The 24965-nt window shown below is 60.0% G+C and carries 21 protein-coding genes, 5 tRNA genes and 3 pseudogenes; 12 read left to right on the top strand and 17 right to left on the bottom strand.

Annotated elements, in window-relative coordinates:
* Nucleotides 1-20: 20 nt before the first annotated feature.
* From aat to ACS4RR_RS15655, 5 genes are all read right to left on the bottom strand, one after another.
* Nucleotides 21-635 (bottom strand): leucyl/phenylalanyl-tRNA--protein transferase, encoded by a 615-nt coding sequence (gene aat, locus ACS4RR_RS15675; RefSeq protein WP_260298654.1) that lies wholly within the window; start codon nucleotides 633-635, stop codon nucleotides 21-23.
* A gap of 7 nt (nucleotides 636-642) precedes the next feature.
* Nucleotides 643-1998: an acetyl-CoA carboxylase biotin carboxylase subunit gene (gene accC / locus ACS4RR_RS15670; RefSeq protein WP_017964094.1), complete on the bottom strand. Its 1356-nt coding sequence runs from the start codon at nucleotides 1996-1998 to the stop codon at nucleotides 643-645.
* Nucleotides 1999-2002: 4 nt separating this feature from the next.
* The gene (gene accB / locus ACS4RR_RS15665; RefSeq protein WP_260110753.1) at nucleotides 2003-2473 is read right to left on the bottom strand and encodes an acetyl-CoA carboxylase biotin carboxyl carrier protein; all 471 of its coding nucleotides are present in this window, start codon (nucleotides 2471-2473) and stop codon (nucleotides 2003-2005) included.
* A 20-nt stretch (nucleotides 2474-2493) separates the two neighbouring features.
* A complete protein-coding gene (gene aroQ, locus ACS4RR_RS15660) occupies nucleotides 2494-2931 on the bottom strand; it encodes a type II 3-dehydroquinate dehydratase (RefSeq protein WP_162118696.1) in 438 nt (145 codons plus the stop codon).
* A 160-nt stretch (nucleotides 2932-3091) separates the two neighbouring features.
* Nucleotides 3092-3850 carry a DsbA family protein gene (locus ACS4RR_RS15655; RefSeq protein WP_260110754.1) on the bottom strand — a complete coding sequence of 253 codons (759 nt, stop codon included), beginning with the start codon at nucleotides 3848-3850 and terminating at the stop codon, nucleotides 3092-3094.
* Between the two features lie 211 nt (nucleotides 3851-4061).
* On the opposite strand from ACS4RR_RS15655, the gene ACS4RR_RS15650 reads away from it, so the two are divergent.
* The gene (locus ACS4RR_RS15650) at nucleotides 4062-5219 is read left to right on the top strand and encodes a pyridoxal phosphate-dependent aminotransferase (RefSeq protein ID WP_260110755.1); all 1158 of its coding nucleotides are present in this window, start codon (nucleotides 4062-4064) and stop codon (nucleotides 5217-5219) included.
* A gap of 39 nt (nucleotides 5220-5258) precedes the next feature.
* On the opposite strand, the gene ACS4RR_RS15645 is transcribed toward ACS4RR_RS15650, so the two are convergent.
* Together ACS4RR_RS15645 and phaC are read right to left on the bottom strand one after the other, a co-directional pair.
* The gene (locus ACS4RR_RS15645) at nucleotides 5259-6596 is read right to left on the bottom strand and encodes a DUF2778 domain-containing protein (RefSeq protein WP_456188999.1); all 1338 of its coding nucleotides are present in this window, start codon (nucleotides 6594-6596) and stop codon (nucleotides 5259-5261) included.
* Between the two features lie 207 nt (nucleotides 6597-6803).
* A complete protein-coding gene (gene phaC / locus ACS4RR_RS15640; protein ID WP_456188998.1) occupies nucleotides 6804-8705 on the bottom strand; it encodes a class I poly(R)-hydroxyalkanoic acid synthase in 1902 nt (633 codons plus the stop codon).
* Nucleotides 8706-8821: 116 nt separating this feature from the next.
* On the opposite strand from phaC, the gene ACS4RR_RS15635 reads away from it, so the two are divergent.
* The 5 genes from ACS4RR_RS15635 to recJ all read left to right on the top strand — a co-directional run bounded on the left by ACS4RR_RS15635 (nucleotide 8822) and on the right by recJ (nucleotide 14456).
* Nucleotides 8822-9235, top strand: coding sequence for a hypothetical protein (locus ACS4RR_RS15635; RefSeq protein ID WP_162118692.1), 414 nt, complete (start codon nucleotides 8822-8824; stop codon nucleotides 9233-9235).
* A gap of 222 nt (nucleotides 9236-9457) precedes the next feature.
* The gene (locus ACS4RR_RS15630) at nucleotides 9458-10675 is read left to right on the top strand and encodes an LL-diaminopimelate aminotransferase (RefSeq protein ID WP_162118691.1); all 1218 of its coding nucleotides are present in this window, start codon (nucleotides 9458-9460) and stop codon (nucleotides 10673-10675) included.
* Nucleotides 10676-10736: 61 nt separating this feature from the next.
* Nucleotides 10737-12062 carry a homoserine dehydrogenase gene (locus tag ACS4RR_RS15625; protein WP_260110757.1) on the top strand — a complete coding sequence of 442 codons (1326 nt, stop codon included), beginning with the start codon at nucleotides 10737-10739 and terminating at the stop codon, nucleotides 12060-12062.
* Between the two features lie 162 nt (nucleotides 12063-12224).
* Complete coding sequence (locus tag ACS4RR_RS15620; protein WP_456188997.1) at nucleotides 12225-12467, top strand: hypothetical protein; 243 nt, start codon at nucleotides 12225-12227, stop codon at nucleotides 12465-12467.
* A 186-nt stretch (nucleotides 12468-12653) separates the two neighbouring features.
* Nucleotides 12654-14456, top strand: coding sequence for a single-stranded-DNA-specific exonuclease RecJ (gene recJ / locus ACS4RR_RS15615; protein WP_456188996.1), 1803 nt, complete (start codon nucleotides 12654-12656; stop codon nucleotides 14454-14456).
* Nucleotides 14457-14504: 48 nt separating this feature from the next.
* On the opposite strand, the gene ACS4RR_RS15610 is transcribed toward recJ, so the two are convergent.
* The 5 genes and pseudogenes from ACS4RR_RS15610 to gloA all read right to left on the bottom strand — a co-directional run bounded on the left by ACS4RR_RS15610 (nucleotide 14505) and on the right by gloA (nucleotide 16893).
* Nucleotides 14505-14579: transfer RNA gene (locus tag ACS4RR_RS15610), tRNA-Glu, on the bottom strand.
* A gap of 222 nt (nucleotides 14580-14801) precedes the next feature.
* Nucleotides 14802-14876: transfer RNA gene (locus ACS4RR_RS15605), tRNA-Glu, on the bottom strand.
* A gap of 74 nt (nucleotides 14877-14950) precedes the next feature.
* Nucleotides 14951-15025, bottom strand: a tRNA-Glu gene (locus tag ACS4RR_RS15600).
* A gap of 197 nt (nucleotides 15026-15222) precedes the next feature.
* The gene (locus tag ACS4RR_RS15595) at nucleotides 15223-16278 is read right to left on the bottom strand and encodes a YcbK family protein (RefSeq protein ID WP_441005671.1); all 1056 of its coding nucleotides are present in this window, start codon (nucleotides 16276-16278) and stop codon (nucleotides 15223-15225) included.
* Nucleotides 16279-16453: 175 nt separating this feature from the next.
* Nucleotides 16454-16893, bottom strand: a pseudogene (gene gloA / locus ACS4RR_RS15590) (lactoylglutathione lyase).
* Between the two features lie 195 nt (nucleotides 16894-17088).
* On the opposite strand from gloA, the gene ACS4RR_RS15585 reads away from it, so the two are divergent.
* Both ACS4RR_RS15585 and ACS4RR_RS15580 read left to right on the top strand, forming a co-directional pair.
* Nucleotides 17089-17667 (top strand): cold-shock protein, encoded by a 579-nt coding sequence (locus ACS4RR_RS15585; protein WP_012757289.1) that lies wholly within the window; start codon nucleotides 17089-17091, stop codon nucleotides 17665-17667.
* Nucleotides 17668-17669: 2 nt separating this feature from the next.
* The gene (locus ACS4RR_RS15580) at nucleotides 17670-18158 is read left to right on the top strand and encodes a DUF192 domain-containing protein (protein WP_456188995.1); all 489 of its coding nucleotides are present in this window, start codon (nucleotides 17670-17672) and stop codon (nucleotides 18156-18158) included.
* Nucleotides 18159-18223: 65 nt separating this feature from the next.
* Here ACS4RR_RS15580 and ACS4RR_RS15575 read toward each other — a convergent pair.
* Both ACS4RR_RS15575 and ACS4RR_RS15570 read right to left on the bottom strand, forming a co-directional pair.
* Nucleotides 18224-18300 (bottom strand) — tRNA-Pro (locus ACS4RR_RS15575).
* A 184-nt stretch (nucleotides 18301-18484) separates the two neighbouring features.
* Nucleotides 18485-18697, bottom strand: coding sequence for a hypothetical protein (locus ACS4RR_RS15570; protein ID WP_017964110.1), 213 nt, complete (start codon nucleotides 18695-18697; stop codon nucleotides 18485-18487).
* 306 nt (nucleotides 18698-19003) lie between these two features.
* Between ACS4RR_RS15570 and ACS4RR_RS15565 the strand changes: the two genes are divergently transcribed.
* The 3 genes and pseudogenes from ACS4RR_RS15565 to ACS4RR_RS15555 form a co-directional block, all read left to right on the top strand.
* Nucleotides 19004-19309: an ETC complex I subunit gene (locus ACS4RR_RS15565; protein WP_407751814.1), complete on the top strand. Its 306-nt coding sequence runs from the start codon at nucleotides 19004-19006 to the stop codon at nucleotides 19307-19309.
* Nucleotides 19310-19366: 57 nt separating this feature from the next.
* Nucleotides 19367-19443 (top strand) — tRNA-Arg (locus tag ACS4RR_RS15560).
* Between the two features lie 111 nt (nucleotides 19444-19554).
* Nucleotides 19555-19766: pseudogene (locus tag ACS4RR_RS15555) on the top strand (ATP-binding protein); the annotation flags it as partial.
* A gap of 183 nt (nucleotides 19767-19949) precedes the next feature.
* Here ACS4RR_RS15555 and ACS4RR_RS15550 read toward each other — a convergent pair.
* Nucleotides 19950-21806 carry a right-handed parallel beta-helix repeat-containing protein gene (locus ACS4RR_RS15550; RefSeq protein ID WP_170280590.1) on the bottom strand — a complete coding sequence of 619 codons (1857 nt, stop codon included), beginning with the start codon at nucleotides 21804-21806 and terminating at the stop codon, nucleotides 19950-19952.
* A 579-nt stretch (nucleotides 21807-22385) separates the two neighbouring features.
* Nucleotides 22386-23419 (bottom strand): annotated as a pseudogene (locus ACS4RR_RS15545) (IS256 family transposase); the annotation flags it as partial.
* Between the two features lie 300 nt (nucleotides 23420-23719).
* Between ACS4RR_RS15545 and ACS4RR_RS15540 the strand changes: the two are divergent.
* A complete protein-coding gene (locus ACS4RR_RS15540) occupies nucleotides 23720-24445 on the top strand; it encodes a hypothetical protein (protein ID WP_456188994.1) in 726 nt (241 codons plus the stop codon).
* Nucleotides 24446-24452: 7 nt separating this feature from the next.
* Here ACS4RR_RS15540 and ACS4RR_RS15535 read toward each other — a convergent pair whose 3' ends face one another.
* Complete coding sequence (locus ACS4RR_RS15535) at nucleotides 24453-24734, bottom strand: hypothetical protein (RefSeq protein ID WP_162118793.1); 282 nt, start codon at nucleotides 24732-24734, stop codon at nucleotides 24453-24455.
* Nucleotides 24735-24965 lie beyond the last annotated feature (231 nt).

Raw genomic sequence — 24965 nt, 5'->3', positions numbered from 1 at the left:
TTTTACTCTGAAAACGATCCTCAGAATTCCAGATGCGGCGATTCCACCGCCGCCGCAAGCATCACGGCATAATCGGCCTTCGGAACGTCGATCGCTCCGAACGTCTTCAGGTGCTCGGTGGTGAACTGCGTGTCGAGCAGTGTGAAGCCCTTTTCCCGCAGCCGGTCGACCAGATGAACGAGACAGATCTTCGAGGCATCCGTCCGGCGCGAAAACATGCTTTCGCCGAAGAAGGCCGAGCCGAGCGAGACGCCATAGAGGCCGCCGACCAGTTCATTGCCCTCCCAGGCTTCGACGGTATGGGCATGGCCCATGTCGAAGAGCGTCGCGTAAAGCGATCTGATCGTCTTGTTGATCCAGGTGCTCGGGCGCCCGGATGTCTCCTCCGCACAGGCGGCGATGACCTGATCGAAAGCGTGATCGAAACGGATCTTGAAGCGTTTCTTGCGCACTGCCTTGGCAAGGCTTTTCGACACATGGAAACGGTCGAACGGCAGCACGCCGCGGAGTTCCGGTTCGACCCAGAAAATCTCCGGATCGTCGGCGGATTCGGCCATCGGGAAGAGCCCGATGGAATAGGCGCGCAGGAGAATGTCAGGGGTTATGCCTGGTGACTTCCTGCGCGATCCTGCCATTCCTGTCCTATGCCGCCGGTGTGTTGGCGAGGTAGTCTTCCAGCCAGTGGATGTCGTAGTCGCCGTTGGCGATATCCTGGTTGGAGACGAGATCCTGGAATAGTGGCAGCGTCGTATTGATGCCGTCAACGACGAATTCGTCGAGCGCCCGGCGCAGGCGCATCATGCATTCGACGCGGGTACGGCCATGCACGATCAGCTTGCCGATGAGGCTGTCGTAATAGGGCGGGATCTTGTAGCCCTGATAGGCGCCGGAATCGATGCGTACGCCGAGGCCACCCGGCGCGTGGAAATGCGTGATCGTACCGGGTGAGGGCACGAAGGTGCGCGGGTGCTCGGCATTGATACGGCACTCGATGGCGTGACCGGAAAAATGCACTTCATCCTGCGTCACCGAGAGACCGCCGCCGGAAGCGACGCGGATCTGTTCGTGCACGAGGTCGATGCCGGTGATCGCTTCGGTGATCGGATGCTCCACCTGCAGACGGGTGTTCATTTCGATGAAATAGAACTCGCCGTTCTCGTAGAGAAATTCGATCGTGCCGGCGCCGCGATATTTCAGCTTCTTCATGGCATCGGCACAGATTTGGCCGATCTTCATGCGCTGCTCGACGTTGAGAGCCGGCGAATTCGCCTCTTCCCAGACCTTCTGATGGCGGCGCTGCAGCGAGCAGTCGCGCTCGCCGAGATGGATTGCATTGCCTTCGCCGTCGCCGAACACCTGGATTTCGATGTGCCGCGGCTTGCCGAGATATTTTTCCATGTAGACGGCATCATTGCCGAAGGCAGCTGCCGCTTCGCTGCGCGCCGTCGACCAGGCCTCGATCAGGTCGGCCTCGCTCTTGGCGACCTTCATGCCGCGTCCGCCGCCGCCGGCCGTGGCCTTGATCAGTACGGGATAGCCGATTTCGGCGGCCGTCTTCAGCGCATCCTCTTCGGTCTTCACTTCGCCGTCCGAGCCCGGAACGACGGGAATGCCGAGTTCCAGCGCCGTCGTCTTGGCGGTGATCTTGTCGCCCATGATGCGGATGTGGTCCGCCGTCGGCCCGATAAAGGTGATGCCGTGGGCGTCGAGGATATCGGCGAACTTGGCATTCTCCGACAGAAAGCCGTAGCCCGGATGCACGGCGTCGGCGCCGGTGATCTCGCAGGCGGCGACGATCTGGTGGATGTTGAGATAGCTCTCGCGCGACGAGGGCGGGCCGATGCACACACTTTCGTCGGCAAGGCGCACATGCATGGCATCGGCATCGGCGGTGGAATGAACCACGACGCAGGCGATGCCGAGCTCTTTGCAGGCCCGGAGCACGCGAAGGGCAATTTCCCCGCGATTGGCGATGAGGATTTTCGAAATCATGGGCATCGGCCTATTCGATGACGACGAGGGCTTGGCCGTACTCAACGGGATGTCCGTCATCGACGAGGATCTCGGTCACCTTGCCTGACTTCGGCGAAGGGATCTGGTTCATCGTCTTCATCGCTTCGATGATGATGAGCGTCTGGCCTTCCTTGACGATTGCGCCGACTTCGATGAACGGACGCGCGCCTGGAGCCGGCGCCATGTAGACGGTGCCCACCATCGGTGCATTGACGACATTGGCCGGGTTGCGGCTGGGAGCTGCGGCAGGCGCGGCAATTGCCGCCGCAGCGGCTGCTGCGGGCGCGGCATAACCAGGTGCTGCGATCGGCGCCTGGACATATTGCGGCGTGCCGGCGCGCGAAACGCGGATACGCAGATCGTCCTGCTCGACCTCGATCTCCGTCAGATCCGTTTCGTTGAGAATATTGGCGAGATCGCGGATCAGTGCCTGGTCGATACCCGATTTCTTTTCAGCCATGGTGTTGCCCTGTCTTCTTCTTATGCCGTGATGTTCTTCAGCGCGTGGAGCGCCAGGATGTAGCTGTGAGGCCCGAAGCCATAGATCACGCCTTTGCATGCCGGCGCGATCATCGACTTGTGGCGGAATTCTTCCCGTGCATGCACGTTGGATATGTGGAGCTCGACGACGGGAATGGAAATGGCGCGGATCGCATCATGCAGCGCGACCGACGTATGCGTATAGGCGCCTGCATTGATGGCAACGCCGACGGCATTTTCGTCGGCCTCATGGAACCAGTCGACGAGCGTTCCTTCGTGGTTGCTCTGACGGAAGTCGATATCGATGCCGAGTTCGCGGCCTGCGGCCTTGCAGTCCGCCTCGATGTCCTTGAGCGTCTTGCCGCCATAAATGCCGGGCTCTCGTTTACCCAGCATGTTCAGGTTGGGGCCGTTCAGGACAAAAATCGTTTGCGTCATCGAATGTTCCGTAAAATGTACGACGGCAACCTATAGACTCCGCGAGAGCTGAATGAAAGCCCTTACGGATTGGCCAGCGGCAATCGCGCCACATTTGTCCACATGGTTGAAACGCTTCGATTTTGGCGATTTGATGGGCTATCGTTTGGCGGTTGATTGCTCAGCAGGCGGTCTTGCCGCAGCTGCGCATATTCTTGACCTTGGCTTCGAGATCGTCGAGCCCGACGGCACCCGGCACCAGTTCGTTGCCGATCACATAGGAGGGCGTGCCGCTGATGCCGAGACTGGAGGCGAGCTGGTAGGTCGCCTGGACGATACCGTCATTCGGGCTCTTTGCCATCTCCGCGCGGATCTTGTCCTCGCTGACGCCGAGCGAAGCGGCGACCGCTATCGCTGTTTCGTCAGAGGCGCGGCCTTCGGTGCCGAGAAGGGCGACGTGGAAATCGGCATATTTCTCCGGTGCCAGCTTGCGGAAAGCGTCGGCCACCTTGTGGGCGGCAACCGAATCCGGCCCGAGGATCGGGAATTCCTTGAGGACGAAACGGACGTTCTTGTCCTTCTTAAGCATCGCCTGCATGTCGGGCAGCGCATGCCGGCAGTAGCTGCAATTATAATCGAAGAACTCGACGACCGTCACGTCGCCCTTGGGATTGCCGAGCGTAACGTCGTTCTTCGATTCGAAGATGTCGGTAGTGTTCTCTTCGATCGCCATATTGGCCTTCACCAACCGCTGGGCTTCCTGCTTCTTCTGCAGCGCATCCTGGACTTCGAGCATGATCTCAGGATTTTCGATCAGGTATTGCTTGATGAATTCACCGAACTCCTTCTTCTGCTGGTCGTCGAGCGCTGCCGCCGGAAGCGGAAGGGCGATCGATGCGGCAAGCACCAGAGCGGTGAAGGTCTTCGGGAAGAATGCCATGATATCCTCGTCATCGGCGGTATGGTCGTCTCTTTGTCGAGAAGACGCTCGCCGGGTTAATGGACTTGAATGCCTCGCGTCAAGGTACGGTGCGTTCGGTTCTGCTCAAACCAGAATTTTTCATCCCCGCGTGGCCCTCGCGGGATTGTGATCAGCCGATTAATGCGGCAATTGTCGGGCCGTCATTGCAGAAGCTGAGCGAGAAACGATCTTGTTTTCCATATCGAAACGCAGCGAAGTCGAGCCTTTTCATGCCATGGACGTTTTGGCGGAGGCAACGAAGCGGCGCGCGAGCGGCCATCCGGTGATCTCGATGGCGGTCGGTCAGCCCTCGCATCCGGCACCTCAAGCGGCCCTCGAAGCGGCGCGCGCAGCCCTTGCCGAAGGCCGGATCGGCTATACCGATGCGCTGGGGACGGCACGGCTGAAATCGGCGCTCGCCTGGCACTACAAGGATCGCCACGGCCTGGAGATCGATCCAAAGCGCATCGCCATCACCACCGGTTCCTCGGCCGGCTTCAATCTCGCCTTCCTGTCGCTCTTCGATGCCGGCGATGCGGTGGCGATCGCAAGACCCGGTTATCCCGCCTATCGCAATATCCTCGGTGCGCTCGGCCTGAAGGTTCTCGAAGTGCCCGTAACGGCCGAGACCCACTTCACCCTGACGCCGCAAAGCCTGGAAGCGGCGCAGAAGGAAAGCGGCATCACGCTGAAAGGCGTGCTGCTCGCCAGTCCCGCCAATCCGACCGGCACGGTGACCGGCCGCGAGGGGCTGAAGGCGCTTTCGGATTACTGCGCGGCCCATTCCATCGCCTTCATCTCCGATGAAATCTACCACGGGCTGACCTTCGCAGGCGAGGAGGCGAGCGCGCTGGAACTGACTGACGAGGCGATCGTCATCAATTCCTTCTCCAAATATTATTGCATGACCGGCTGGCGAATCGGCTGGATGGTGCTTCCCGACCGCCTGGTTCGGCCGATCGAGCGGGTGGCGCAGAGCCTCTACATCTCCCCGCCCGAGCTCTCCCAGATCGCCGCCACGGCTGCTCTTGGCGCTGGCGCCGAACTCGATCGTTACAAGGCAAGCTATGCCGCTAACCGCGACCTGCTGATGCGGCGTCTACCGCAGATCGGCCTTTCGATCGCCTCGCCGATGGACGGGGCCTTCTACGCCTATCTCGACGTCACCCGCTTCAGCAATGACAGCATGGGCTTTGCCAAACGCATGCTCGCGGAAATCGACGTCGCCGCAACGCCCGGTCTCGATTTCGATCCGCTGGAGGGAAATCGAACGCTGCGCCTGTCCTATGCGGGCTCGCAGGCAGAGATCGCCGAGGCGGTGGAGCGAATCGCAGCCTGGTTGAAGTAGCGCTCACGACCGGGCAAGCGGCAATGCACTCTCCTGTCGTCAGCTGCGCGACGAAAACAGCGAAGCGAACGTCGAAGACGGTTTGTTGTTCAGCCTTGGCACCACCACGAGCTGCTTGATGTCGCCGCGCTTATAGGCAGCGAGGAAGCGGCGGTAGTCCTTGAAGGAGACGCAGCCGTTGGAATCGCCGTTCTTGCCGAGCATATAGGTATGGGCGAGAAGGCCGACACGGTCATAGATGGCGTCCGAACCCTGGACCGGCGTCAGCCGCAGCGCCTCGACCCCATGGAAAAGGCTCTCGCGCATGGTGAGGACATAGGTGTGCGGCGGTGTTGGCCCGCGCATCTTCTTGTTCACATAACGCGGATTGTCGCGCATCTTGCCGAGCCCGGAATGGGCCTCGAGCCGTTCGCCGTTCGGCAGATAGACGGTGCTGTTTTCGATGTCGTAGATCGCCACGCCAGCGCGCAGCTTCGGCGAGAACACCGGCTTGTCGTAGCGCGGCACTGCGTCGTCCTCGTCATCCTCGATCGGCGAGTTCGGCTGGGCATAGGCAAGTGCAGGCTCGCCAGCGCGCTGCGAACCCTTGGAAGCCAGTGCCGGTTTGCCGATGAGGCCATCAGGACGTGCCATCGGCAGCGGCACGGAACCTTCGTCCGGCGCCAGCACGAGATCGAAGGGTGGCGCGTCGTCCGCGGCGGCAACGACCACCGGTGCAGGTTCCGAGGCGGGAATTGAGGCCGTTTTGACGGGAGATGCGGTCGGCTCGACCGGAGCCGGCGCGATTTGCCCGGATCCTGCATCGGCAAGCGCAAGCAGGGCTGTCAGTTCGGCTGCAGCGACCGCCTCCTTCGACGGAACGATGATCCGATTGCCGTCGTCTTCATCAGTCTCTGCCGAGGCGAGCTCGACCGGCGGCGCGATGACATCGTCCTTGCGGAATTTGGCGCTGTCGGAAATCGCGGCCACGACCGGTTGCTCCGCGGCCATGGTGAGCCGATTGTTTTTTGTAAGAGCCGCCAGCGCCGTTGCTGCGGCGGCGGTCTTTTCGGCATGGGATTGAATGAGGCTCGCCGTCAGCAGGACCTTCGGCTTCGCATCGAAGGCGGTTAGCCGGTCGGCCTTGCCGACATGAATCAGCCTCTCATGGCGCGGTGTAGGCGCCACCTTCGGCGCAGCCGCCACCTGTGCCGGGCGATCCGGCGGAGAATAGGGAGCGGCGATCGAATGCATCGTCGCGAAGGTCGCGATCAGCCATGTCGAGGTCAGAAATCCGGCGCCGACAACACTGTAAAGGAAACCGCGAGATCTGCGCCAACGGAAAGCAGATCCGCCAAGAGGGGTGACGTCATCGAACGTCCCGACCACACACGCCATACTACACTCGTCTTTCAAACTCGCTACGCAGGCCGGCGGCACTGACTGACTACACTTCGCCGGGGGCCGGTACAGGCGCAAATGGGCCGAATTTAGACCACCCACGACGTCCGACTGTCTCGCAAGGATGACGAATTATGGTTTCTAATTTGTTTACGCGGCGTTGCAGTTTCTCACGACGTCTCAAAAAGAGATGCGTTGGGCGTCTCAGGCGCGCTCCATCACATAACTTCCCGGCGCTTCCTCGATGGCGTTCAAGGCGTCGCCGCCGGGTTTGCGGGCCGGCACACGCCTGCCGTCATGCGTCTCGATCCAGGCCTGCCAATGTGGCCACCATGATCCCGGGGTCTCGGTCGCCTGCTCGAGCCAAGTCTCGTAGTCCCCCTTGGCCGGGCCGCCCGTCCAGAATTGATACTTCTTCCTGTCGGGCGGGTTGACGACGCCGGCGATATGTCCCGAGCCGGTCACGACGAATTCCACCTTGCCGCCGAAGAACCGGCTGCCGAGGAAGACGGACTTGGCAGGTGCGATGTGATCCTCGCGGGTGGCGAGATTATAGATCGGGATCTTCACATCCTTCAGCGACACGGACTTGCCGTCGAGGATCATCTCGTTCCGCGTCAGCGCATTCTTGAGATAGCAATTGCGCAGGTAGAAGGCATGGTTTGCCGCCGCCATGCGGGTCGAGTCGGCGTTCCAGAACAACAGGTCGAAGGGCAGGGGATCCTGGCCCTTGAGGTAGTTGTTGACGAAATAAGGCCAGATCAGCTCGGAGGCGCGCAGCATGTTGAAGGCCATCGACATCTTCGTGCCGTCGAGATAGCCGGTCGCCTGCATATGCTCTTCGAGCGCTTCAAGCTGCTCCTCGTCGACGAAGACCTTGAGGTCGCCGGCATGGGTGAAATCGACCTGGGTGGTGAACAGCGTCGCTGTCTTGATGCGCTTGTTCTTCTCCTTGGCATGCAGCGCCAGCGTTGCGGCCAGCAGCGTGCCGCCGACGCAGTAGCCGACGGCGTTGACGTCCTTTTCGCCGGTCGCCTTCTCGATTGTAACAAGCGCGAAATCGATTCCCTCTCGGGCATAGGCCGCCCAGTCCTTGTCGGCGTGGCGCGCATCCGGGTTGACCCAGGAAATGACGAAGACCGTCTGACCCTGGTCGACGCACCATTTGATGAAGGATTTTTGCGGGTTGAGGTCGAGAATATAGAATTTGTTGATCCAGGGCGGGCAGATCAAAAGCGGCCGCTTCAGCACCGTTTCGGTCGAAGCCTCGTACTGGATGATCTGGCAGATGTCGTTCTGGGCGATCACTTTGCCTGGCGTCAGCGCCATGTCGCGGCCGACGGCGAATTTCGTCATGTCGGTCTGGCGAAGGCGAAGATCACCATGTCCGGCAGCGATATCCTCGGCCAGCATCTTCATCCCGCGCACCAGATTGGCGCCGCTGGTTGCGATCGTCTCGCGGTAGAGCTGCGGATTGGTGGCGATGAAGTTGGTCGGCGAAAGCGCTGCCGTGATCTGCTTCACGTAGAAGCCGGCCTTGTGCTTGGTATGCTCGTCGAGGCCATCGGTCTCCGACACCAGCTTTTCCACCCAGTCGGTGGTGACGAAATAGACTTGGCGGAGAAAATCGAAGAACGGATTCTTCTGCCAGTCCTCGTCCGAGAAGCGCTTGTCCTTGCGGGTGTCCGGTTCCGGCTCCGTGGGTTCGCCTTGCATGCCGCGCGTGCCTTGCATGCGCTGCATTGAGCGCATCCAGATGCCGAAGAACGAGGACATCAGCTGCGTCTGCGCCTCGAAGGTGCGGCGCGGATCGGAAATCCAGTATTCGGTCACCTTGGAAAGCGTCTTGACCATGTCGGTCATCGGATCGACGGCGGTTTCGGTGATCTCACCGCGTTCGCGCGGCGCGAGCCAGGCAGACGCTGCTTGTCCGAGATTTTCGAGCGCTCGGGCGAAATTCATCGCCATGGCCTCGGGATCCTTCAACAGATAGGGATCGAGATCGGTCGCGTCGAAGCCGGCCTTTTCGCCATTTTTTGGCCGCCATTCTCCTGCTTGCTGTCGGTCACCATTTCCTCCGGCGGCAGCACCACTCTTTTTATCCATTCGTTGTACATCGTGATCGAACGAGAAAACAAGTTCCACCCGCATCGGCTCATGCTATTGCTTTGTGGCTGCGACAAATTTAACAGTCGACGCAGTCAGAACTGGATTTTTGAGGCATGACAAAGAACGGCATTCGGCGCATCGCAATCCTCAACCGCACCGCACTGATCTGCGCCGCGGCGGCGATGGCGCTTGCCGGATGCAATCTGACGGCGGAACAAAAGGCCGCAGCTGCCGCTAAGCGGGCGGCGCCGACCGCCGTCGTCATGCCGGCCACCAAGGGCGAGGCGGCTGAGGGCGGCCTGGCAAAATACCCGGACGGCTATCCGAGTTTCGGTGCGCCGCTGACCGCCGCCAATGTCCAGATGAGTGACGAGCAGGCGGCTGAACTGCAGCATCAGCTGACGGCACTTGCCGCTCGGCGTAAGGCCGGCACGATCTCGGAAGCCGAATATCAGGCCAAGGTCGCCGAAATGCGGCGTCTCGCCGCCGAGCACGGCACCGATACACTCTCCGAAATCTCCAAATAGACCTTGCCTTTCAGGCAATTTGGACGCAAAGCCATTCCGAATGCATCGGAAGATACAATTTTTCCGATAAAGCGCGTTACGCGGCCTTTCCGTCAAAGATTCGCCGCGTCACTTGGGTCTGATGAACACGGCGTTGCGATTCTGAAGTTCGTGTCGCAGCCGCCGGAAGACGGAACGAACTTCGACTGCGGCCCGAAATGCCGCCTTTCCATGGGGAATGAGATGGAAGAGTTTCACAAAGTCCGGCGTTTGCCGCCTTACGTTTTCGAACAGGTCAACCGTTTGAAAGCAAGCGCGCGAGCGGGCGGCGCCGATATCATCGATCTCGGCATGGGAAACCCAGACCTCCCCACTCCTCAGTCGATCGTCGACAAGCTGTGCGAGGTCGTGCAGGATCCGCGCACGCACCGCTATTCCTCTTCCAAGGGCATTCCGGGCCTGCGCCGCGCCCAGGCCGCCTATTATGCCCGTCGTTTTGGCGTCAAGCTCAACCCGGATACCCAGGTGGTCGCCACCTTGGGCTCCAAGGAAGGGTTCGCCAATATGGCGCAGGCGATTACGGCGCCGGGCGACGTGATCCTCTGCCCGAACCCCACCTATCCGATCCACGCCTTCGGCTTCCTGATGGCGGGCGGCGTGATCCGTTCCATGTCGGTGGAGCCGGATGCGAGCTTCTTCGAACCGCTGGAACGTGCCGTCCGGCATTCGATCCCGAAGCCCTTGGCGCTGATCCTCAACTACCCCTCGAATCCGACGGCCTTTGTCGCGACGCTCGATTTCTACAAGGACGTCATCGCCTTCGCGAAAAAGCACGACATCATCGTGCTTTCCGACCTTGCCTATTCGGAAATCTACTTCGACGGCTCCCCGCCGCCGTCGGTTCTCGAAGTGCCGGGCGCAATGGACGTGACGGTCGAGTTCACCTCGATGTCGAAGACCTTCTCCATGCCCGGCTGGCGCATGGGCTTTGCCGTCGGCAACGAGCGGCTGATCGCGGCGCTCACCCGCGTCAAGTCCTATCTCGACTACGGCGCCTTCACGCCGATCCAGGTGGCGGCGACGCATGCGTTGAACGGCGATGGTTCCGACATTGCGGAAGTCCGCAACGTCTATAAACGCCGCCGCGACGTCATGGTCGAAAGTTTCGGCAAGGCCGGGTTCGAGGTGCCGCCGCCGGCCGCGACGATGTTCGCCTGGGCGAAGATCCCGGAAAAGTTCCGTCATCTCGGTTCGCTGGAGTTCTCCAAGCTGCTGGTCGAGAAGGCCGACGTCGCCGTTGCCCCGGGCATCGGCTTCGGCGAAATGGGCGACGACTACGTCCGTCTGGCGCTTGTCGAGAACGAACACCGCATCCGTCAGGCTGCGCGCAACATCAAGAAGTTCATGTCGACGGCAGACGAGACGATGCACAACGTCATCTCGCTGAACGCCCACCGCTAATCCAACCGTTGGGCAGCTGCGTTCGGCGGCTGCCGCCACACAGACACTTCAGGATCGATCCATGGCAGATGCCCTCAAAATCGGCATTGCGGGCTTGGGCACCGTTGGCGCCTCGCTTGTCCGTATCATTCAGCAGAAAAGCAACGAGCTTGCCGTCACCTGCGGGCGTCCGATCACCATCACGGCGGTCTCCGCGCGTGACAAGGCGAGGGATCGCGGCATCGATCTTTCCACCGTTACCTGGTTCGACCGGCCGGAAGAGCTTGCCGAAAAAGGCGATATCGACGTCTTCGTCGAGCTGATGGGTGGCGCCGAAGGGGCGGCCAACGTCTCGGTGCGTACGGCACTCCAACGTGGTCTCCATGTGGTGACAGCCAACAAGGCGCTGCTTGCCTATCACGGCGTCGAGCTTGCGAAGATCGCCGAGGAGAAGGGTTCGCTGCTGAACTTCGAGGCGGCAGTCGCCGGCGGCATTCCGGTCATCAAGGCGCTGCGTGAATCGCTGACGGGCAATTCCGTCTCGCGCATCTATGGCATCATGAACGGCACCTGCAATTACATCCTGACCAAGATGGAGAAGGAGGGGCTTTCCTTCGCCGAATGCCTCAAGGAAGCGCAGCGGCTGGGTTATGCCGAGGCCGATCCAGCCTTCGATGTCGAGGGCAACGACACGGCCCATAAGCTTTCCATCCTGACGACGCTCGCCTTCGGCAATCAGATCGCGGCCGACGACATCTATCTCGAAGGCATCACCAACATTTCGATCGAGGATATCCACGCTGCCGCCGAGCTCGGCTATCGCATCAAACTCTTGGGCGTTGCCCAGCGCACCGATACCGGCATCGAGCAGCGCGTCCATCCCACAATGGTGCCGGTCGATTCGGTCATCGCCCAGGTCGACGGCGTCACCAATGCGGTGGCGATCGAATCCGACGTGCTCGGCGAACTGCTGATGGTCGGCCCGGGCGCCGGCGGCAACGCGACGGCCTCGTCCGTGCTCGGCGATATCGCCGATATTGCCAAGAGCCAGCCAGGCGCCCAGCGCGTGCCGGTGCTCGGCCATCCCGCAGCGACGCTGGAACCCTACCGCAAGGCGCAGATGCAGAGCCACGAGGGCGGCTATTTCATCCGCCTGACCGTGCTCGACCGCACCGGCGTCTTTGCCAGCGTCGCAACCCGCATGGCGGAAAACAACATCTCGCTGGAATCGATCGTCCAGCGCTCCAAGCAGCACCTGGCGCCATCGCACCACCAGACGATCATTCTCGTCACCCATGCGACGATGGAAGAGTCGGTGCGCAAGGCGGTCGCCTCGATCAAGTCGGAAGGTTACCTCTTCGGCGAACCGCAGGTGATTCGCATCGAGCGGCCAAAAGAAGAAGGCTGAACTCTTTTTTGCCACAATCCGGGATGGCTGACCCGCTCTGTGCACGCAGGGCGGGTTTTTTTATTGCCTGTTTAACCGCTCTCACGAAAACTTATATTAACAGGTACCGAAACATTGATATAAATAAGCCGGGAGAGGGAGTCGCCGGCTTTGGAGAACACCGTGAACAAGGACAGCCATGCCGGGAAGGGGTATGGTCGCCCGGAAGAGGAACCTCCCGATCATCCTGGTCTGTTTGAGGAAGTTCCCGAGACGAACCGTGATGAGGTTCGTTACCACCCCTCCGATGGGGCCTATGACGACGAAAGCCCGGAAGGCCGCAACTGGGCCATTCTTCTCACTCTCTTCTCCGTCATCCTGGTGCAACTGGCCGGCATCGCCCTGGTCGTCTGGGCGGTATTCTAAAGCGTGTCGCGATCTTTCAGATTCGCTCTCGCGCTTTAGGTCTTTATTTTTACGCATGTCGTTGTCGCAAAATCGCTGCACGCTTTTGCGCGACATGCTTTGGTAAAAAACCGTGTCTGCAAATCCATCGCTATGTTATCTCCGCTGCTCCTGTAGAAAGAGCAGATGAAGTCAGCGGAGTGTGGCATGGCAGATCTCGTCGACCCCGTACAGCGCGCGTTTCTCGGCGTGGAGAAATCCGCGCTCGACAATCGCTGGGTGGCGCGGCTCGACCGGGCCGGGCAGAACCGCGCGCTGGCCATGTCGCAGATCCATGGATTGCCGGATCTGATCGCCCGGGTGCTCGCTGGGCGCGGCGTGACGGTAGACGAGGCGATCGAATTCCTCGATCCGACGATCCGAAGCCTGATGCCCGATCCCCATAGACTGACTGATTGCGAAAAGGCCGCGACCCGCCTCCTGCGCGCGATCGAGCGAGGCGAGAGCGTCGCCATCTTCGGCGACTACGACGTCGACGGCGCAGCCTCCTCGGCGCTGATGTTTCGTTTTCTCCGCCATTTCGGCGTCAGGGCGACCATCTATATTCCCGACCGCGTCTTCGAAGGCTACGGCCCCAATCCGGCGGCCATCAACCAGTTGATCGACAACGGCGCTGAGCTGATCATCACCGTCGATTGCGGCTCCACCAGCCACGAGGCACTGGCCGCTGCCGCGGCGCGCAACATCGATGTCGTCGTCATCGATCACCACCAGGTGACACATGAGTTGCCGCCCTGCCATGCGCTGGTCAACCCGAACCGCGAGGACGATCTCTCGGGGCAGGGGCATCTTTGCGCCGCCGGCGTCGTCTTCATGGTGCTGGTCGCGACACTCAGGCTGCTGCGCGCGGCCGGCAACAAGCGCATCCTGGCGCTCGACCTGCTGCAATGGCTGGATATCGTGGCACTTGCGACGGTCTGCGATGTCGTGCCGCTGAAGGGTCTCAACCGCGCCTATGTGGTAAAGGGGCTGGTTGCTGCCCGCCACCAGAGCAATGCCGGACTGGCAGCACTCTTCCGCAAGGCGGGGCTCGCCGGCCCGGTGACGCCCTATCATTTCGGCTTCCTGATCGGCCCGCGCATCAATGCCGGCGGGCGGATCGGCGACGCCGCACTCGGAAGCCGGCTGCTGACGCTCGATGACGCCGGAGAGGCGGATGTGATCGCGCAGCGCCTGGACGAGCTCAATCGCGAACGCCAGGCGATGGAGGCGATCATGCTGCAGGAGGCCGAAGCCGAGGCGCTTGCCGAATATGGCGACGGCGAGGGCGCCTCCGTCATCGTCACCGCCCATGAGAAATGGCATCCCGGTATCGTCGGGCTGATCGCGGCGCGGCTGAAGGAGAAATTCAAACGGCCGGCCTTTGCGATCGCCTTCGATCCCTCCGGCCGCGGCACCGGCTCGGGCCGCTCCATCAACGGCTTCGACATGGGCAGGATGGTCCGGGCCGCAGTCGACGAGGGGCTGCTCGTCAAAGGCGGCGGCCACGCAATGGCCGCGGGACTGACGGTCGAGCGCGCTGATCTCGGCAGGCTGAGGACCTTCTTCACGGAGAAGGCCGAGAGGACGGTGGCTAGCCTCGTCGCCAACGAAACGCTGAAGATCGACGGTGCGATCGGCGCAAGTGGCGCCACCCTCGAACTCATCGACCGCCTGGAGGCCGCCGGCCCCTACGGCTCCGGCCACGCACTGCCGCTCTTTGCCATACCGGCGCATCGTCTGCGCGACGCCCGCCTGGTCGGCGAGAAACATGTGAAGGTGACGCTGGAGGCTATGGACGGATCGCGGCTCGACGGCATCGCCTTCCGCGCCGCCGACACGCCGCTTGGCAATCTTCTCATCAATTCACGCGGTGCCAGCCTGCATGTCGCGGGTTCGCTCGGTGCCGACCACTACCAGGGCGCACGCCGCATCCAGCTGCGCGTCTGCGATGCTGCACCGGCGAAATAGAACGGTCGCGCAAGAGCGCTGACGATGTGAAATGCAAGGGAGAGAAAGTGGTACGCCCTAGGGGAGTCGAACCCCTCTTCCCAGAATGAAAATCTGGTGTCCTAACCGATAGACGAAGGGCGCTTCCTTCGTGGTGGCGCCCTTATAGTCAGCGCCTTCGAAGGCCGCAAGCGCCAAGGCGCGAAAAAATCATCGTTTTCGCCGATTTATTTCGGCTGTGGAAAATCGCGGCACAGTCTACGCGGAATGGAGGTCAAGCCGGCGGGCTGGGATGAGCAGCGGCGCGCGAACCCAGAGGGTTCTACACGAGGGGACTCATAGGGCCGGTGGCCTATCATCAGGAATTGGTACGCCCTAGGGGAGTCGAACCCCTCTTTACAGAATGAGAATCTGTCGTCCTAACCGATAGACGAAGGGCGCAGGCAGCCTCGTTAAAATAGGAGCGTGCGCCGGCTTCTGCAAGCGGAAGTGATGGCTTCTATATAGGGAGAAAGTGGTACGCCCTAGGGGAGTCGAACCCCTCTTCCCAGAATGAAAATCTGGTGTCCTAACCGATAGACGAAGGGCGCGTCCTTCGTGGTGGCGCCCTTATAGTCAGGCGTATTGAATCCCGCAAGCGGCAATTGCGGTTTCTTTCAAAAAAATGACAGGAAATCCGAGCGCGTTCGAGAAGCCGATTATTGAAGCCGAATCAACAGGCTGCCGGTTGTTTCTTTAATGAGACCAGGTGGTGCTGCCGTAACGTAATGCCAAAATCGCGCGGCCGTCAGATCGCTCGTGCGGTCGTCATCGGCGCGCGTTTGCCGCCGCAGCCCCAGTTCCAGTCACGACTTTTGCCGGTATCGAGGTGGACCGAATCCGTATGGCAATAGGTGCCGACGCCGCCGCGGTCCGGCAACGAGCGGATATAGGCGGCGATATCCCATTTCGTAACACCGTCGATCTGGATGTCGGCCGCCTCGCAGCTCTTGTGCATCGATTCGTCAGCCCCGCCGGCCAGGCGGTTGTGCTCTTCGTCTCGATAGCCGGAGGTGACGATGACCGGTCGCCCGAAATGGTTTTCGACCGTCTTGATCACTTTCAGCAGGTCGGGCTTGAAGCAACCGACCTCGACCTTGTCGTTCTGGAGATGCAGCCCGTTCGGCGCGATGCGCGTCATGCCGGGCAGGGCCGCCTTGTGCAGGAGGCCCGAGAGGCTGCCGAGCAGGTTCTGCTTCGGCGCGCTGTAGAGCGCATTCATCGTCGAGGTCGGAATGCTGCCCGTCGCCAGCGACGCAGTCTGCACAGGCGCAAGCTGCGTGCTGTTATTCTGCGAGGATTGCTGCGGCAGCACCGGCTCTGCCGGCTGTGTAGGCACGGGCGACTGGCTATAGACGCTGCTCCGCGCCGGTGCTGCACCTTCCACCGGCACATAGGCCTGCGGCTGAATGACGGTGGAGGTGCTATTGTTCTGCGGCGCCGGCTGGCGATCTGAAAAGATGCTCATCGACTGCGCGTTGATCCTGGTCGACTGCAGGACCAACCCGCCGATATTGGCAGGCGCCGCCGTTGCCGAGCCGGCGGGCGGAGCGGCGGCATTTGGATCTTGTGCCACGACCTGAGGCGCGCCCTGGACGCCGGAGACGTTGACGAGCCGTGGGTCCGTATAGACCGAACGTGGGGCAGGGCCCCCAGGCGCTGCGGTGGCAAGCTGCGGTGCTGCGGCTTGTGCTGGAACAACTGCGGCGGAATCGAGCGCCTTCTTGTCCGACGCGCAACTGGACAGCGCCAGCACCGAGGTGGCGATCAGCAAAGCGCCCGTCACGGGCATCCGCATCTGCATCTTACGCAAGCGACAGTCTCCAGTTGCTCCGGAAAATAAGCGAAAACCGCTTCTCTTCCGCTTCGAGTCGTTAGGAGATTGCCTGCGGGGCCGGATCGCGGCAAGCGCCGAAGCGTCGGCCGGACCCGAAATCGGAAAAGCCGCAAGCCTCGCAAAAGCCTTGCGCCGAAAAGCCTTACCAGGCGCCGGTATTGCCCATCGAGAGCCAGGGCTCAGTGGCCGGAAGCGGGCTGCCCTTTTGCAGGATTTCGATCGAGATACCGTCGGGCGAGCGCACGAACGCCATGTTCCCGTCGCGCGGCGGCCGGTTGATGGTGACGCCGTTGTCCATCAGATTCTGGCAGGTCGCGTAAATATCGTCGACCTCATAAGCGAGGTGGCCGAAATTGCGACCTCCGCTATAATCTTCCGTGTCCCAATTGTAGGTAAGCTCGAGGCAGGGGCCTTTTCGCTGCGCGCACGGTCGAGATCGTCGCGAGCAGCCAGGAAAACCAGGGTGAAGCGGCCCTTCTCGTTTTCGTGGCGGCGAATCTCCTCCAGCCCGAAAAGCGTGGTGTAAAAGGCAAGCGAGGCGTCCAGGTCTTTGACGCGCACCATTGTATGAAGATAACGCATTCTATTTACTCCTTTATTGGGGCTAGCTTTTTTCGGCGAGCCGAGGTCAGCTTCGGGCAAGTCATCTTTATAAAATGTGCACCTGGGAATAACCGAAAACTAGGACTTGCGCTTATCCGTTACCAAGATGTTAATCTTGATTTCAAGAATCAGTTAACCGTAACAGTGTGACGCGTATTCGAGGGGCTGGCGACAATGGCTGACAGGATTTCATCGAACGAATACTCCGACCTCGACGAGCTATCGGGAGAGGCGGTCGATCTTGTTGAAATCACCGGCGTCGTCAAGTGGTTCGACGTTGCCAAGGGTTTCGGCTTCATCGTGCCAGACAACGGCATGCAGGATGTACTCCTGCACGTGACCTGCCTGCGCCGCGACGGCTACCAGACGATCCTCGAGGGAACGCGCATCGTCGCCCTCATCCAGCGCCGCGAGCGCGGCTATCAGGCTTTCAAGATCCTCTCGATGGACCAGTCGACCGCGGTTCATCCCTCGCAGCTGCCGCCGGTGCGCACCCATGTGCAGGTCACCGCAACGAGCGGACTCGAGCGTGCACTTGTCAAATGGTTCAACCGCACCAAGGGCTTCGGCTTCCTGACGCGCGGCGAGGGCACCGAAGACATCTTCGTGCACATGGAAACGCTCCGCCGCTTCGGCCTGACGGAACTGCGCCCCGGCCAGGTGGTGCTCGTCCGCTTCGGCGACGGAGAAAAGGGCTTGATGGCCGCAGAGATCCATCCCGACGTTCCGAGCCCGGCAAGCCGGTCGCACTGAACATGCGCGGCCTAATCCTATTTGATGCTATCAGAAGCGCCATCCTGGCGCTTTTTTTCATGGTTGGGCTGCCGGCCTTCGCTGACGAGCAGATGCGGTTCGACAAGGAGCCGCTGCTCATCCAGACTGCTGCGGGCAAGGTGTTGCATTTTACTGTCGAGATCGCCGCGACCCCGGATCAGCGCGCCCGCGGCCTGATGTTTCGCAAGGTGATGGCCGATGATGCCGGCATGATCTTCGATTTCGACGAGCCAAGGCGCGTCACCATGTGGATGGAAAACACCATCCTGCCGCTCGACATGCTCTTTGCCGACGACGCCGGTACGATTCGCCACATCAAGGAAAAGGCAGTGCCCTATTCGCGCGACATCATCGATTCGATGGTTGCGGTGAAATACGTCGTCGAACTCAACGCCGGCATTGTTGCCAAACTCGGAATCAAGCCTGGCGACAGGATCGTCAGCGCCACGACGACGAAAAAGATGAAGTAACGGCGCGCATAACCGCAAGCTGCGCTGCGCCTGTCAAGGAATTCAACAATATCGGGATATTTGAATGGTCGGAGTGGAGAGATTCGAACTCCCGACCCTCTGGTCCCAAACCAGATGCGCTACCAGGCTGCGCTACACTCCGTGCCGTGAATGGCAGGGGAGATACACGGTTCACTTCGCCGTCGCAACCCATAAATCCAGCTCTGGCCGAAGATTCCTCGCCGGACCTGTGGATGCAAGATAGAAAAATCTTGATGGGCGGTCAGTCTGCTTACCAGCGCACTAATCCGTTTGCCTGGCACTATTGGCGTCAGGGCAATTCTGCCTTAGCCGTGAGCGATCAGGCCGATATATTGAGCGTAGCTGATCGCAAGGTAGAAGAACGCCGTGATACCAGCCCCTATCACAATGGCATTGAACTCCGCCGAACGTCTCATCATGAGTGCGAATCCACTGAAACCAACCGAGCCGTAGAAATAGTGCCGAGGGCTGGCTGCGGCAATCAGGTTGCAATCACAACATGCGACAATCGGTAACATTGCGCAATCCGGCCGGTGTCGCTTGGCCATCAAGAGATGGCTGGTCCGTCACGAGGGGAAGAATGCCCACCGCCGCCTGTCCGCGGATATTCTTTGCTTCCTAACGCATCGGCTTGTCATGGGATGGAGTCGGCAGCGTCGTCGTGCACCGCCTTTTTCCTTGAAAAAGCGGGGATTCGCCGCTAAGCAAAATTCATCTCTTTGCGTTATCCTCAGCGATGATGCAAAAGGCCCGGCACGGGCCGGCAACGGGATTGAGACCATAAATGGCGGGCATTGTCCCGCATAGTCGGAGACGCTGCAGTCATGTCTGCCAAGATCTATCGTCCAGCCAAGACCGCCATGCAGTCCGGCAAGGCCAAGACCAATCTCTGGGTGCTTGAGTTCGATCAGGAGTCTCCGCTTAAGATCGATCCGATCATGGGCTACACCTCTTCGGGTGACATGCGCCAGCAGGTGAAGCTCACCTTCGAAACGCAGGAACTCGCCGAAGCCTATGCCCAACGCAACGGTATCGAATACCGCGTCATCGCGCCGAAGGACCCGACACGCCAGGTTGTCGCCTATCCGGACAATTTCCGCTATACCCGCACGCAGCCCTGGACGCATTGAGATTTCTGGTCCAGATATGCCGCATCCGGTCGCGCTCGTGAGACGCGGCCGCCGGACGGCCCCTTAGCTCAGCTGGATAGAGCACCTGCCTTCTAAGCAGGTTGTCGCAGGTTCGATTCCTGCAGGGGTCGCCACAAATTCAATGACTTGAAGCCGCCCGTGACCAGCCCGAAGGAGCCTGGTCACCGGGCGCTCACATTTGGACCGCCGCCCGGCGAATCCCGCGTACGGCGGCCGGACGGGCGTCCCAGACCGGTGCGGAATTATTGTTTGAACTGATCTCGCAAGACGTCGACGAGTGCCATCTGATCACCAGCAACCTTGCGTTCGAGGAATCCTGGGATCCGAGTGCCTGACCGGCGCTCTGCTGGACCGCGTCACCCGCCACGTCGACATCCGCGAGATGAACGGCGACAGTTATCGCCTCGCGCAAGTCCGCACTCGAAAGGCCGGCTGACAGCCGTCAAAAAATCGCAGCGCGCGGATGGGATCGCCGTTCGGGCTACGCCCTCCCAGCTTGCTCATCCACGCGCTGAAGTAGTCGAATTTTGCGCGCCGCGTGGCGGGTTTTACTCCGCCGTCGACACATTTTGTTAGCACGATTGTTGCGGCGATCAGACGACCGCCGCAACAGGTATAGTTACAGGATCAAATCGCCTGCCCCCAGGTGGACGAGGCCCTGCAGCTGAATCTCGAAGTCATGAACGCCGTCGCCGTTCAGGTCGGCCTGGACAACGGTAATATCGTGATCGGATCCAGCATTGTCTTGATAGTGCCAAGCGAGCGCGCCAGCCTTCTTATCGAACAAGGCATTCTCTTGCGCCTGGAAATGGAAGGCTGCATCGCCCTGCGCAGAGCCATTCGCATCGATCGCCGAGAGGTTGATCTTGTCGACCCCATGCTGGAAGTCGGTGATGACGTCGCGGTTCCAGCCGGATCCGGTCTCCGTCGCCGTCTTGAAGGTAAACGTATCCGAGCCGATACCACCGCTCATGATGTCCTTTCCGGCACCACCAATGATGACGTCCGAGCCGGCGCCGCCCTTCAACACGTCATTGCCGCCGAGACCCTTGTAGGTTTCGTTGCCGCCGTTGGACTGACCGGTGTGTGGCAGGTAGTCGTTACCCTCGGTGCCGGTATATACCTTCGTCGATGTGGTCGGCGTGGTCGGCTCTGTCGGTTGCGTCGGCGTGGTCGGCGTTCCCGAGCCGGAGCTCGGCTGCGTCGGCGTGGTTGGCTCTGTCGGCGTGGTCGGCGTTGTCGGCGTTGTCGGTTGCGTCGGCGTGGTTGGCGTTCCCGGTGCCGCGCTGGAGCCCGATTCGTAGGCACCCATATCGACAGTTCCAACGACGCGAGCGTGGCCGTCCAGATCGGTCGAGCCGACGCCGTACTTGGTGGTTCCACCGTCGATCGCCGACGAGCCGGAGCCGAGGTGGAAGTTGTCGGTCGCTGCCCCCGCGAAATGCGGGTCGACACCGAGCTTGTTGCCGTTCGTCGCACTCGGCATCGCGTTGCCACCGTCGGTCCTGACCGAGTCCTGGCCGGCCGTGCCGTTGTAAGTGATGTTGTTGGCCCAGACAGTGTTGGCGTTGGTGTAGCCACCGTACGACGTGTTATCGACAGCGGTGTTGTTCTTGTTCACCGATGGGTCGGCTACGGCGACGTTGTTGACCCAGGTGTTGTTGCTCGACTGCGCGTTGCTGAGCTCGCCGCGCCAGGTGCCGTCGTTCAGCGGGTCCTGGTTGTTGTGGTATGCCGTGTTGTTCTGCACCGTGACGGAGTCGCTCCAGGCAACCTGGACGCCTTTGCCGCCGTTCTCGTAGACCAGGTTGTTGTCGACGAGGGTCTTAAACGTATAGTTCGGATGACCATCCGCCTGTGTGCTCTGAAAATCGTCGATGATGATGCCGTTGCCATCGGTGTGCGCACCCGTCTTCGTGACGTTGTCGTGCGAGATGTTGTTTTGTACGATATTCCGGTAGCCGGTCGTCGAGGTATCGCCGGTGATGTTCCGGTTCTCGTAGATCGAGATGCCCGAGAACCAGCCCGTGGACGCGTTATGGTAGGTCTCGTTCCCGACGATCTTGACGAAGTCAGAATAGTTGAACTGAATGCCCGACTCCCCGCTGTCGTGGACCTTGTTGTTGAGAATTGAGACGTGATGGACGTTGTTCGCTTCGATGCCGTCACCGTTGCCGCCCTTGATGTCGAAGCCGTCGATTGTCACGTAGTTGGCGTTGACACTGATCCCGGTGTACGAGCCCGCGGGCGGCCGGATCAGCGCTGCGCCAGGCACTTCCGAGCGTAGCGTGATGTCGCCTGCCGCCGAGCCGTCCTTGTCGATGTTGATGCTCTCGTTGTAGGTTCCTGGCTTCACCACCACCTCGTCGCCGGGCTTAAGGTTCGCCGACATTGCCTCGCCAATCGTGCGAAAGGGAGTGGAGGCACTTCCGTTACCACCGCCGCTGCCGGTCGTCGCTACATAGTATGTCGTCATGTTCTTGTTCCTCAACCTTAGCGTTGTCTTTGCCGGTACTAATTTTGGTTAATCAGGCGTTACGGCGAGGGGTTATAGGGTGACATCCTGGAGGGCGCAACAGTAGAGCGATAGTAAGTGCTTGACAAACATAGCCATATTGCTGCCACATTATCAAAATCGATCCGAAGTTACGTTTTGAAATATTTAGTGAAATTTGAGTCGCCCAAATTGAGGCAGTATAAAGGTCTCGCTTTCCGCGAATTATTCTTTCTGCAACTGCCGCGATATGCGTCCCTTGAAAACATTAGAAAAACCTGACGGGCGTGAGCGGATTCCTCCCGCGAAGGGCGGAATCGACATTTTTTCTGTATTTAGCGATTTTAGGCAGCGCCGCTTTACCGATTGGGACAAATCGAGAGGGTAATGGGAGGGCATGACCGCAGCAGATTCGGCCAAACCCATTGCGCAGCATTTCAAGCGCCGCCGATTCCCCGCCGAGATCATTGGGCATGCGGTACGACTGTACTTTCGGTTTCCGCTGCGCCTGCGTCATATCGAGAATCTGCGTGCCGAGCGTGGTATCGATGTCTCGTTCCAGCGGCGAATCTCCTCGTTGAAGCGCTCGAGCATGTTGGTGCTCTTGAGATGCTTGTGGTGGGTGCGCGGCAGGCGGAAGAAGGTCAGCGTCTGCTCGATGGCTTCCTCGAGCCAGCCGGTCAGCCGTGGGTATTTTCCCGACCATTTACCAAGCCAGGCGGACAGATCGGCCTTCGCCTCGGCGAGGTCGCGCCGGTCGTAGATCCATCGCAGTTCCTGCAGGCAATCGTCGCCGTGCTTGCGCGGCAGATGGTCGAGCGCATTGCGCAGGAAGTGCACATAGCAGCGCTGCCAGGCGGCTTCCGGAATGACCTCGCCGATGGCCGCGACGAGGCCGGCATGATCGTCGGAGACGACGAATTCGACACCCTTGAGGCCGCGGGCTTTCAATCCCAGCAGGAAGTCCTTCCAGGCCGAGCGGCTCTCGCGGCTGGCCATCTCGACGGACAGGATTTGCCGCCGGCCATCCCAATCGATGCCGACGGCGATCAGCACCGCTTGGCTCCTGACGACGCCGGCCTCTCTGACCTTCTCATAACGGGCATCGAGGATGAGGTAGGGAAAGGGCTCTTGAAGCGGGCGGCAGGCAAAGGCCTTCAGGCTTTCATCGAGCCGCTTGTTGATCGCCGAGATCGATGAGGCCGAGAACGCATGCCCACACAGTTCTTCGGTGATCGCCTTGACCTTGCGCGTCGACACCCCCTGCACATACATCTCGGCCAGCGTGGCGACCAGCGCCCGCTCCGAGCGCTGGTAGCGTTCGAACAGCTCGGTGGAGAAGTGCCCCGAGCGGTCCTGCGGCACCCTGAGCTCCAATTTACCCATCCGCGTCATCAGCGTGCGGCCGTAATGGCCGGAGCGGTAGCCGAGCCGTTCGGGCGTTCGTTCGGCTTTCGCGGCTCCTAAAGCCTCGTCCATCTCGGCTTCAAGGACCTCCTGCATCCCGCGCGCAGCACCTCGTGCAGCCCATCGGGATCTGAAAGCAGAATATCTTTGACGGCGGCAACAGCAGTCTTATCTTCAGTCTTGGTCATGGTGGCGTTCCTTCCAGGGAATCAGGTGACGTTGAACATCACCAGCCTGCCATGACCGCCCCTCTTAGTGAATTTGCAGAACCTTCCGCACACTACCTACCGATATACGAGGTGGCAGGATTGGCGAGTTCGATCGACCGCAGTTTCACCATTTCAAATATCTCTCGACTCAGTCACTGGAGTTCCGCCGCTGGAGGGTAAGGGCGTGACGGTTATCGACTGGTTGCTGTCGGACCGGTCCGGCTCGACTTCTGGATGCAAATATGGTCAAGATCACCCTTCCTGCCCGAGGAGGTCAATATGGCGAGTGACCCTGCATTGGTGCTGTTGACCGCCGAGGAATATCGGCGGGCCTCAATTATTCTTGAAGGGGTGCCAGGAACTGCGGCTCATCTGGACCCTCGATCGCTTGTTCCAGGCATGACCTATGTTGCCTTTGCGACGGAACTTTACTTCAAGTTCCTCTTCCTTAGAGATAAGGGAAAAGACGCCCCAAACGAGCACGATCTGAGAAAACTCTTCAGAATGCTGCGACGCGATATTCAAAAAAGGATCAAAACGAAATGGGAAAGCCCTGTTGCAGGCGTTTTGATAATACGCAATCCCATAGCCGCCGCGACAAGGAAGCCTCACCCGGATTTTGACGAAACACTGCGTTTGTCAGCCAACGCATTCATTAGGCTGCGTTATGCCTACCAATATCCTCGTAGTGCACTTAATTATATCGGTGGAGATATCATGGAATGCGCGCGCGACGTAATCTATGAGGATTATCCGACTGAATATGCAGCATCGAGACTGCCACTGCCGCCCGGCGCAATCAATAAGAGCCAGATAACAGGCGTGGTCGACAAGTTGGACACCCACCCGCTTCGGCAGCCACCGAAAAAATGCGTCAAATGCGATCCACACCCAGCAAGCGCGCGGTCTTTGTGCCTCCGCTTCCAAACCGCCAGCCGCGCCTTGAACAATGGAGCGAGGCCAAAAATAGCCACGCGACCATGGAAATTTGATAAACCTAAGTAATACAAAGTCACCGGTAGAGAATTGGTCGTGTAAACTTGGCAATAATACGAGCGAATGTGCTGGCAGCTGAAGTCCATGTGTGTGGAGTGACTACATCTATTCCAAGATGCTGGCGTCCCTTATTCGTCAATGCCAGCGTTTCCGTAAAGCCTAGGTCCCCGCCATGATACTCTTTGGAAATGAGGCCGAGCAACTCGGCTTCCACGTCCAAGGGATAATAGTGGTCTTCTACGACTTCCATCGCCCCGCCCTTGTCGGCAATCTCCTTAAGCATACCGTCAATATCCATGCGAAGGCCCTATTAACTTATCGAGTTTCGGACGGCGCGATCATTGTTGTGATACTCGCGAAATCCTTACTCCTCTTGCATTTAAACAAGAGTGAATCAACTGGTGAGTATTGGTCCGGGATCAGGGGCAAGCGCACGATCAGCGCAGGATGAATGACGCCGCTGCTCACTATCGGCAGATTGCCGGCTGCGTCGCATGCACGCCAGCTCCGATCCACGCGCTGTCAGTGT

The organism is Rhizobium zaerense (assembly GCF_051810725.1).
Taxonomy (GTDB): Bacteria; Pseudomonadota; Alphaproteobacteria; order Rhizobiales; family Rhizobiaceae; genus Rhizobium; species Rhizobium leguminosarum_I.
The sequence above is the reverse complement of the archived record's forward strand: the minus strand, read 5'-3'. Positions and strand labels throughout refer to the sequence as shown.